The 9,426-nt window shown below is 69.9% G+C and carries 9 protein-coding genes and 2 tRNA genes; 6 read left to right on the plus strand and 5 right to left on the minus strand.

Annotated elements, in window-relative coordinates; translation table 11 throughout:
* Positions 1-81: 81 nt before the first annotated feature.
* The 3 genes from HAV39_RS41750 to HAV39_RS41760 form a co-directional block, all read right to left on the minus strand.
* A tRNA-Gly gene (locus HAV39_RS41750) sits at positions 82-155 on the minus strand.
* 65 nt (positions 156-220) lie between these two features.
* Positions 221-297 (minus strand) — tRNA-Pro (locus HAV39_RS41755).
* Positions 298-589: 292 nt separating this feature from the next.
* Complete coding sequence (locus HAV39_RS41760) at positions 590-889, minus strand: hypothetical protein (RefSeq protein ID WP_191844614.1); 300 nt, start codon at positions 887-889, stop codon at positions 590-592.
* Between the two features lie 247 nt (positions 890-1,136).
* Between HAV39_RS41760 and tig the strand changes: the two genes are divergently transcribed.
* The 4 genes from tig to clpX all read left to right on the plus strand — a co-directional run bounded on the left by tig (position 1,137) and on the right by clpX (position 5,432).
* Entirely contained in the window at positions 1,137-2,504 is a 1,368-nt protein-coding gene (tig, locus tag HAV39_RS41765) for a trigger factor (protein WP_191844615.1), read from the plus strand.
* Between the two features lie 157 nt (positions 2,505-2,661).
* Positions 2,662-3,273: an ATP-dependent Clp protease proteolytic subunit gene (locus HAV39_RS41770; protein ID WP_120316546.1), complete on the plus strand. Its 612-nt coding sequence runs from the start codon at positions 2,662-2,664 to the stop codon at positions 3,271-3,273.
* Positions 3,274-3,285: 12 nt separating this feature from the next.
* Positions 3,286-3,939 (plus strand): ATP-dependent Clp protease proteolytic subunit, encoded by a 654-nt coding sequence (locus HAV39_RS41775; RefSeq protein ID WP_191844616.1) that lies wholly within the window; start codon positions 3,286-3,288, stop codon positions 3,937-3,939.
* Between the two features lie 200 nt (positions 3,940-4,139).
* Positions 4,140-5,432: an ATP-dependent Clp protease ATP-binding subunit ClpX gene (clpX, locus tag HAV39_RS41780; protein ID WP_120316544.1), complete on the plus strand. Its 1,293-nt coding sequence runs from the start codon at positions 4,140-4,142 to the stop codon at positions 5,430-5,432.
* Positions 5,433-5,484: 52 nt separating this feature from the next.
* Here the strand turns inward: clpX and HAV39_RS41785 are convergent, their stop codons facing one another.
* Positions 5,485-6,165 carry a helix-turn-helix domain-containing protein gene (locus tag HAV39_RS41785; RefSeq protein ID WP_239121083.1) on the minus strand — a complete coding sequence of 227 codons (681 nt, stop codon included), beginning with the start codon at positions 6,163-6,165 and terminating at the stop codon, positions 5,485-5,487.
* Between the two features lie 41 nt (positions 6,166-6,206).
* Between HAV39_RS41785 and HAV39_RS41790 the strand changes: the two genes are divergently transcribed.
* The gene (locus tag HAV39_RS41790) at positions 6,207-7,055 is read left to right on the plus strand and encodes a DMT family transporter (protein ID WP_191844617.1); all 849 of its coding nucleotides are present in this window, start codon (positions 6,207-6,209) and stop codon (positions 7,053-7,055) included.
* A gap of 153 nt (positions 7,056-7,208) precedes the next feature.
* Positions 7,209-8,387: an MFS transporter gene (locus tag HAV39_RS41795; protein ID WP_191844618.1), complete on the plus strand. Its 1,179-nt coding sequence runs from the start codon at positions 7,209-7,211 to the stop codon at positions 8,385-8,387.
* Here the strand turns inward: HAV39_RS41795 and HAV39_RS41800 are convergent.
* The gene (locus tag HAV39_RS41800; RefSeq protein WP_191844619.1) at positions 8,384-9,226 is read right to left on the minus strand and encodes a GNAT family N-acetyltransferase; all 843 of its coding nucleotides are present in this window, start codon (positions 9,224-9,226) and stop codon (positions 8,384-8,386) included. The two genes, HAV39_RS41795 and HAV39_RS41800, sit on opposite strands and share 4 nt — an antisense overlap.
* Positions 9,227-9,426: the final 200 nt, after the last annotated feature.

A 9,426-nucleotide genomic window follows, 5' to 3' on the forward strand; every position in this document is an offset into this window, starting at 1 on the left:
GCTGGCACGGGGCCTAAGTGGTCTCGTACACGAAGAAGGCCCAGGCCCGGCGAATCCGCCAGTGACCTGGGCCTTTCTCTTTGGAGCGGGCGACGAGAATCGAACTCGCGTAGTCAGTTTGGAAGACTGAAGCTCTACCATTGAGCTACGCCCGCGCGGCCCCTAGTTTAGCGGCCTGTCAGCACGGCCCGTCGGCGAGGTCGACGTGCCGGACCGTGGCTGGTCGGGGTGGCCGGATTCGAACCGACGGCCCCTCGCTCCCAAAGCGAGTGCGCTACCAAGCTGCGCTACACCCCGTTGGCGCCGGGTGACCGGCGTCCCCGGAAGTGTATGCGGTCTTCGCACCTGGTCGCACACCCATATAACCGTGTCCTGTTATGAATGATTTTCGGCATTTGCCCCCCTGCCGACCCGTCTGCCATCTACGGTGGAGTCAGGGACGGGGAGACGATTCGCCACCTCGCTCGCCGGTCCAGGAGTGCGCCGGGGTTCGTTCGTCCGAGCCGGTGTGACGCTCCTGGATCGGCGCCCGCAGTCGGGGCGGGGACGGCACGGCGGTGGCCCGGACCCCCGGTGGGGCTTTGTTCGATCAGGCGGATGGGGCTCCACCGGGCTGCGTGGGCCCGTCGGTGTGGATCAGATGCGCGTTGGCCGGGGTGAGCCGCTCCGGCCTGATCTTCTTGTGCAGCCATGCCGTCAGCGCCACGGTGAGCACCGCGAAGAACGCCGCGCCCGCGAGGGCCAGTTCCTGGCCGCCGGCCGGTGCGGCCGAGGCGGGCAGCGACCCGGCGAGCGGAGCCGTGTGCGCGGCGGCGGCCAGGCCCATCAGCGGGCCGCCGACGTCGGCGAGCAGGGTGGCCAGCAGGGCTGACGCATCGATCGGTGGCACGGCGGTCTCCTCCCCCGGACAACCCGCCCAGTTTGTCTGCTTTGCTGGATATTATGGTGGTGCCGCGCCCGAGATGTGTGACATCCGCCGAGAACCGCGGCCCGATGCCAGGGGGCCACCAGGTATTCGCCTACACTCGACCGGGCTCCCGTGTCCGCGTGTCGGACCGGCCCCATGACGCGGCGTGGCCGAGCAGTACAGTGCGAAGGCCCGTCAAAACGACCGAAAGATCCCAAGGAGTACGCCAGTGAAGAGCACCGTCGAGACTCTGAGCCCGACGCGAGTGCGGCTCGCCATCGAGGTGCCGTTCGCAGAGCTCGAGCCGAGCCTGAAGAAGGCGTACCGGGAGATCGCGGCGCAGGTGAACATTCCCGGCTTCCGCAAGGGCAAGATCCCGGCCCAGGTCATCGACGCGCGAGTGGGCCGTGGCGCGGTGCTGCAGGAGGCGATCGAGGAGGCCATCCCGCAGCAGATCTTCGCCGCCGTGCGCGAGCACGAGGTCAAGCTGCTGGGCCGCCCGGCCGTGGACAACCTCGAGTTCTCCGACGGCCAGCCGCTGAAGTTCACCGCCGAGGTGGACGTGCGCCCCGAGCTGACCATGCCCGAGCTGAGCGCCATCAAGGTCGAGGTCGAGCCGCTGGCCATCGCCGACGCCGAGATCGACGAGCAGGTCGACGGCCTGCGCCAGCGCTTCGCGACCCTGAAGACGGTCGAGCGCGCCGCCGCCACCGGTGACTACGTGCAGCTCGACCTGATCGCCACGGTCGACGGCGCGGAGGTCGAGGGCGGCACCGCCAACAACATCTCCCACGAGGTCGGCTCCGGCCAGCTCCTCAAGGGCCTCGACGAGGCCGTCGTCGGCCTGTCCGCGGGCGAGGAGGCGACCTTCACCAGCCAGCTCGTGGGCGGCGAGTTCGCCGGCCGTGACGCCGACGTGAAGGTGACCGTGCGCACGGTCAAGGAGAAGGAGCTCCCCGAGCTCGACGACGACTTCGCCGGCCTGGCCAGCGAGTTCGACACCCTGGAGGAGCTGCGCGGCGACCTGCGCGAGCGGATCACCCGGGTGAAGAAGGTCGAGCAGCTGTACGCGGCCCGCGACAAGGCGCTCTCCGAGCTGGTGAAGCAGGCCAACGTGCCGGCGCCGGAGGGTGTCGTCTCCGACGAGGTCGAGCAGCGCAAGGCGGCCATGGTCGAGCAGCTCGAGCGGATGGGCGCGAGCCTGGAGGAGTACCTCGCCGCCGAGGAGAAGACCGAGGAGCAGATCGACACCGAGCTCGCCGAGGCGGCCGCCGAGGGCGTGAAGATCCAGCTCGTGCTGGACACCATCGCCGAGGCGGAGAACGTCGAGGTCTCCGACGACGAGTACGGTCACGAGATCGTGCACCGCGCCCAGCGCGCCGGTGTCGCCCCGCAGGTGTACTACGACCGCCTGGTCCAGCAGGGCGCCGCGGCCGCCGTCTACGGCGACGTGCGCCGGGGCAAGGCGCTGGCGCTGGTCATGGAGCGGGTCGTGATGACCGACACCGACGGCGAGGTGCTGAGCCTGGACTCGCTGCGCGAGGACAACGGCCACGAGGGTCACGACCACGGTGACCACGAGGGCCACAACCACTGATGTGAAGATCGAGAAGGACCCGTTCACCACCGTGGGCGGGTCCTTCGCCGTTCATGCCGGGGCGGGGTGCGCTGACAGCGAACACGCCGATCTCGGGGAAGCTGCGGTCAGTGGCAGCGGTTAGGGTCGCTGTAGGACAACGAGAAAGGCTGCCGATATGAGCGAGCTGCACGTTCCATCTGCGCGGGGTTCCGATCCGATCGCCGGCGGCCTCGACGATTCTGTGTACAACCGCCTGCTCAAGGAGCGCATCGTCTTCCTGGGCAGCGACGTGAACACCCAGGTCGCCAACCGGATCTGCGCGCAGCTGCTGCTGCTTTCCGCGGAGGACCCGGACCGCGACATCTACCTGTACATCAACTCGCCCGGCGGCTCGGTGTACGACGGCATGGCGATCTACGACACCATGCAGTACATCAAGAACGACGTGGCGACGATCGCGCTGGGCATGGCGGCCTCGATGGGGCAGATGCTGCTGTGCGCGGGTGCCAAGGGCAAGCGGTCCGCGCTGCCGCACGCGCGGATCATGATGCACCAGGCCTCCGGTGGCATCGGCGGCACCGCGGCCGACATCGCCATCCAGGCCGAGCAGATGATCTACACCAAGAAGCTGATGATCGACCTGATCGCCCAGCACACCGGCCAGCCGGTGGCGCAGATCGAGGCGGACAGCGACCGCGACCGCTGGTTCAACGCGGAAGCGGCCAAGGAGTACGGCTTCATCGACCACGTCATCACCTCGGCGCAGGCCGTGCCGGTCGGGAACTGAAGGAGCTAAACGATGTTTCCAAACCTGAAGCCGGGCTTCGCCGAGGTCAGCAACCGGTACATCATCCCGTCGTTCATCGAGCGCACGTCGTACGGGACGAAGGAGACCAACCCGTACAACAAGATGTTCGAGGACCGCATCATCTTCCTGGGTGTGCAGGTCGACGACGCGTCCGCCAACGACGTGATGGCGCAGTTGCTGGTGCTGGAGGCGGCCGACCCGGACCGTGACATCACCATGTACATCAACTCGCCCGGTGGCTCGTTCACGGCGATGACCGCGATCTACGACACCATGCAGTTCGTGCGCCCCGACATCCAGACGGTGTGCCTGGGCCAGGCGGCCAGCGCCGCGGCGGTGCTGCTGGCGGCGGGCACGCCGGGCAAGCGCCTGGCGCTGCCGAACTCGCGCATCATCATCCACCAGCCGGCCACCGAGGGCGGCTACGGGCAGGGCTCGGACATCGAGATCCAGGCCCGGGAGATCATGCGCATGCGCACCCAGCTGGAGGAGATGCTGTCGCGTCACTCCGGCAAGGACCTGGCGCAGGTCAAGAAGGACATCGACCGCGACAAGATCCTCACGGCCGCCGAGGCGCAGGACTACGGCCTGGTCGACTCCGTGATGACGAGCCGCAAGAAGAGCATGATGGCGGGCGCTCGCTGAACACCGCACGGTGCCGTTCACCCCAACAGGTGGACGGCACCACCGCGGTGTCGGAGTCGCGTGTCAGAATCTGGTTCATCGGTTGGCGGGGTGGGGACGCCGCAAACCGCCTCACAACAGGTAACGTCAAGGCAGAACCGATGTCGCGCCGTCTCGTGCGGCACGGCGTTCGTCCGCTTCAGGGGCAGGGGGAGTCGTAGGTGGCACGGATCGACGGCGGCGACCTGCTGAAATGCTCCTTCTGTGGCAAGTCGCAGCGACAGGTGAAGAAGCTCATCGCCGGACCCGGCGTCTACATCTGCGATGAGTGCATCGACCTCTGCAACGAGATCATCGAAGAGGAGCTCGCCGGCGAGGAGCAGGTCCGCTGGGAAGAGCTGCCCAAGCCGATGGAGATCTGCCAGTTCCTCGACTCATACGTGGTGGGCCAGGACGGCGCCAAGAAGGCGCTGGCCGTCGCGGTCTACAACCACTACAAGCGGCTGCAGGCCGAGGCGGCGCACACCCGCGGCGGTGAGGCAGTCGAGGTGGCGAAGAGCAACATCCTGCTCATCGGCCCGACCGGCACCGGCAAGACGCACCTCGCGCAGACCCTGGCCCGCATGCTCAACGTGCCGTTCGCGATAGCCGACGCGACCGCGCTGACCGAGGCCGGCTACGTGGGTGAGGATGTCGAGAACATCCTTCTCAAGCTCATTCAAGCCGCCGACTGGGACATCAAGCGCGCCGAGACCGGCATCGTCTACATCGACGAGATCGACAAGATCGCCCGCAAGTCCGACAGCCCCTCGATCACCCGTGACGTCTCCGGCGAGGGCGTGCAGCAGGCGCTGCTGAAGATCCTGGAAGGCACCCGGGCCAACGTGCCCCCGCAGGGCGGTCGCAAGCACCCGCACCAGGACTTCGTCGAGATCGACACCACCAACATCCTGTTCATCTGCGGCGGCGCGTTCGCCGGCCTGGAGCAGATCATCGAGCAGCGCACCGCGCGCTCGGGCCTGGGCTTCGGCGCGCACCTGCGGGCGGTCTCCGACCGCACCAACGACGAGGTGCTGGCCAAGGTCATGCCGGAGGACATGCTGAAGTTCGGCATCATCCCAGAGTTCATCGGTCGCCTGCCCGTCATCACCACGGTGCGCAGCCTCGACCGCGAGGCGCTCGTCAAGATCCTGACCGAGCCCCGCAACGCCCTGGTGAAGCAGTATCAGCGACTGTTCGAGCTCGACAACGTCGTGCTCGACTTCGACGAGGAGGCCCTGGGGGCCATCGCCGACCAGGCCATGCTGCGCAACACCGGTGCCCGCGGCCTGCGGGCCATCATGGAAGAGGTCCTGCTCTCCGTGATGTACGAGGTGCCCAGCGACCCGAACGCCGAGCGCGTGCTGATCACCCGCGACACCGTGCTGGAGAAGGTCTACCCGACCATCGTGCCGCGGCGCGACCTCAGCACCGGCCGCCGGGCGCGTCACCACCGCGAGGAGAAGACCGCCTGAACACGCGAAACAGCGCCGTCCCTCACCGAGGGGCGGCGCTTCTTCGTGACGGCTAGCGCTGGGCGATCAGCGAGCCGTGGCGGCGGTCGAAGTCGCCGGGCGGCATCGCCACGATCATGACGAGCCGGGCGGGGGAGTCCAGCCCGTTGCGGTAGGTGTGCGCCCGGTCGGCGCGGAAGTCCAGGGTCTGCCCGACGTGCACCAGGTGGTCGACGCCGTCGACGGTGACCGCGATCTGCCCGACCAGCACGTGCACCATGCACCGGGTGCCGGGTAGCAGTTCCTCGGCCTCATAGCGTTCCTGCGGGGCGAACCGCCAGTCCCACAGCTCCACGAAGTCCGGGTCGTTCAGGCCGCGCAGCAGCCGTCCCGTGCCCCCGCGTCCGCCGCGCCAGAGCACGGGGGCGTCGTCCATCTCGCTGAGATGCACGGTGCGGTCGGCGGCGGGCTGGAGCAGGCGCGCCACGGTGACGCCGAAGGCGTCCGCGATGCGGGCCAGGGTGCCGACGCTGGGATTGGTGCGGCTGCCCTCGATCTGGACCAGCATGCCCTTGCTGACCCCGGACCGGCCGGACAGCTCGTCCAGGGACCAGCCGCGGCCGGCCCGCAGCGCGCGCACGTGCAGCGCCACCGCGGCGTTGATCTCCTCGAGGGGCAGATGCCGGGGCCGGGGAGCGTGCGAACCGTCGCCGCGCTCGGTGGATCGGGCCCGTTCGATCGTCGTATCGGTCAACACGCTGTCCTTTGCGGTCAATACTGTGATACGAACTCGTCGTGATCTCTATCCTGCTTGCGGGCACGTCCGCCCTGGTCTGGGGCACCGCCGACTTCTGCGGCGGCAAGGCCGTTCAGGGTGCCGCGAGCGTGCGTGGGCATTCCTACTCGGTGACCGTGGTATCGCAGTTGTGCGCGATACCGATGATCGCAGCTTTCCTCCTGTTGGTCCCGGGTCGGCTCGGCGTGTCGGCGCTGGGATGGGGCGCAGCCGCCGGTATTGCCGGACTTTTCGGGATTGTTCTGCTGTACCAGGGGCTGGCGAGCGGCGCGATGGCCGTCGTGGCCCCCGTCACCGCGGTCACCTCCGCCCTCGTGCCGCTGACCGGCGGCCTGGTGCTCGGGGAGCGGCCCGCTGCCGCCTCGCTCATCGGGGCGGTCTGCGCCGTCGCCGCGATCGCGCTGGTCAGCCTCGGCCCCGCCGAGGGCGCGAGCGCGACCGGCCCGCGGGTGATCGGGCTCGCGCTGTCCGCCGGGGCCATGTTCGGGGTCTTCTTCCTGCTGCTGGCACAGGCGGGGGAGGGCGCCGGCATGTGGCCGCTGGCCGCGGCCCGGTTCGCCTCGATCCCGGTCGGCTTGCTGCTGCTGCGGCCGATGGGCGGCACTTTGCGGCTGCGCGGTCCGGTGCTGGCGCTGACGGCCGTGGCGGGCATGCTCGACATCGCGGCCAACGGCCTCTATCTGATGGCCGCCAACCAGGGGCAGCTGAGCATCGTCGCCCCGATCGCCTCGCTGTACCCGGCCAGCACGGTGCTGCTGGCCCTCGCGGTGAACAAGGAGCGACTGCGCCCGGTGCAGTTCGCCGGACTGGGCATGGCCGCGACCGCGCTGGTGCTGGCGTCGCTCTGAGCCGTTGGCCGCGGCGCGGACCGACCGGGGTGCAGCGCGCGCCCCCGGCGCGCCTCCCGCCGTCCTGCCTCACCCGGTCCGGTGTGCGGGACCGATGCTGACGCCGGTGAATTGACTGTGGTCGCCGGTGGATGCGGCACGTAAGGTCCCTCTGTGACTTCGGTAGTGACGCGGGCCCGCTGGGCGGTGGCGACGGTCTTCGCGGTGCACGGTGCGGCCAGCGGCAGCTTCGCCGCCCGCATCCCGTGGATCGCCGAGAACCTGCACCTCAACGAGGGCTCGCTCGGCCTGGCGCTGATCATGCCCGCGGTCGGTTCGCTGAGCACCATGCCGTTCGCCGGGCGGCTGGTGCAGCGCTGGGGCGGGCGCACCACCACCCGGGTCCTCATCGCCGCCTGGAGCCTCGCCGTCGGTGTGCTCGCGCTCGCGCCCAGCCAGTGGGCGCTGATGGGCATGCTGCTGCTCGCCGGGGCTACCGCCGGCACCTCCGACATCGCCATGAACGCCGAAGGCGTCGAGGTCGAGCAGCGGCTCGGCCGCTCGATCATGTCCAGCCTGCACGGCATGTGGTCGGTCGGCGGCCTGGTCGGCTCGGGCATCGGGGCCGGGGCGGCATACCTGGACATCAGCGCTCCGGTGAACCTCGGGGTGATGGGTGTGCTGCTCGCCGTGGCGGGTGTCACCGCCGGGCGCTGGCTGCTGCCGAACGCGCCGGTGCCGGCCTCCGAGGACGGGCCGCGCTTCTCACTGCCGCGCGGACCCGTGCTGATCATCGGGCTGGTGGGCTTCTGCGCCGTCTTCGCCGAGGGGGCCACCGCCGACTGGTGCGCCGTCTACCTGCGTCAGATCCTGGCCGCCGGCGAGGGGCAGGCCGCGGTGGCATACAGCTGCTTCGCCCTGGCCATGGCCGGCGGTCGGCTCGTGGGCGACGCGGTGGTCCGCCGCTTCGGTGCGGTCGGCACGGTGCGGGTGGCCGGGATCGTGGGCATCCTCGGGGGATTGCTGGTCGTCACGGCATGGGCGCCGCTGGTCGGCGTGCTCGGGTTCGGCATGATCGGTCTGGGCTGCGCCGTGGTGGTCCCGCTGGCGTTCAGCGCCGCCGGCCACACCGGAGACCATCCCGCGCACGCCATCGCCGGAGTGGCGACGGTCTCCTACGGCGCCGGCCTGGCCGCGCCGGGGCTGATGGGCGGGATCGCCCACGCCACCTCACTGCCGTTCTCGTTCGGTCTGGTGACGGGCCTGATCGCGATCGTCGCGCTGGGCGCGGGCCGACTGCGTGCGGCGGAGATCGCGCACCGCGAGCCGGTCGCGGCCGGCGCGTCGGCCTAGCCGGCCTCCCACATCGCGGTGTCCTGCACCGGCCGGTACCCGATCTCCTGGTAGATCTTGTTGCTGGTCGGGTTGGCGAGGTCGGTGAACAGGGTCGGGCGCAGTCCCGCGGTCAGCACGGCCGCGCTGACCGCGGCGACGAGGGCGCCGGCGTAGCCGTTCCCACGCCGGCGCTGCGGGGTGTAGACCAGATTGAGGCGTACGACGCCCGCGGCCGGCGCGGTCATCGCCGCCATGCTGACCGGCTCGCCGCCGGCCTCCCACACCCAGAGCAGCCCGCCCAGGGCGAGCCGGCCGTCGATCGGGCCGGCCGGGTTGGCGTGCGGGTGATCCGCCAGCGCCTCCCGCTGGAACGCCGCGGACCACTCCACCAGCAGATCGCGATCCGCGGTCGCGGCCTCGCGGGGCCGTCCGGCCACCCGGGTCGGCGGGACCACCTGCACGATGTCGAACATGCGGTACGACGCCAGCAGCGCGGGTGTGCCGCCGGTGCGCGCGGCGACCTCCGCCGCGAGCCGCCGGGACTGGTCGGGCAGACCGGTGAACCGCCGCACCTGAGGCGCGTGCGCGACGAGGTGATCGGCCAGCACCGGCTCGGCTCCCTCGGCCAGCTCGCTCAGCAGCATCGCGAACGGCGGCGGGCACACCGCGACGCCCGCCAGAGCGCCGCCGCCGGTGAGCACCCGCAGCATGAGCAGGTCCGATTCGGGCACGACGATGCCGTCCATCCGGGACTGCAGCAGCGTCAGCAGCTGGTTGTTGCGGACCGGTGCGCGCAGCAGCCAGGGCATCACCGCGGGGGCGTACTCGTTCAGCGCTGTGTCCGCGGTCACCCTCACGGGTCAGATTCTGCCTCCACGGTGGGTGCCGGAACACTCCTTTCCCGACATCTAGCCGGGGTGAACAGCTAAGATAGGCGGGCGGTGATGGTGTGACCGGGGACAACCGACCCCGATTTGCATCCTGGTCGGGGGTCCGCGTAATGTTCTCTCTGCCAGCGAGGAACGGACAAAAACACCGGGGCTGAAGAGCTCGGGTG

Origin of the sequence: Catellatospora chokoriensis, assembly GCF_011297315.1 — a bacterium.
Taxonomy (GTDB): Bacteria; Actinomycetota; Actinomycetes; order Mycobacteriales; family Micromonosporaceae; genus Catellatospora; species Catellatospora citrea.

What these genes read in the sequence shown, in the direction of transcription:
- HAV39_RS41770 (WP_120316546.1), top strand. Translation starts at nt 2,662, where the DNA reads ATGAGCGAGCTGCACGTTCCATCTGCGCGGGGTTCCGATCCGATCGCC.
- HAV39_RS41775 (WP_191844616.1), top strand. Translation starts at nt 3,286, where the DNA reads ATGTTTCCAAACCTGAAGCCGGGCTTCGCCGAGGTCAGCAACCGGTAC.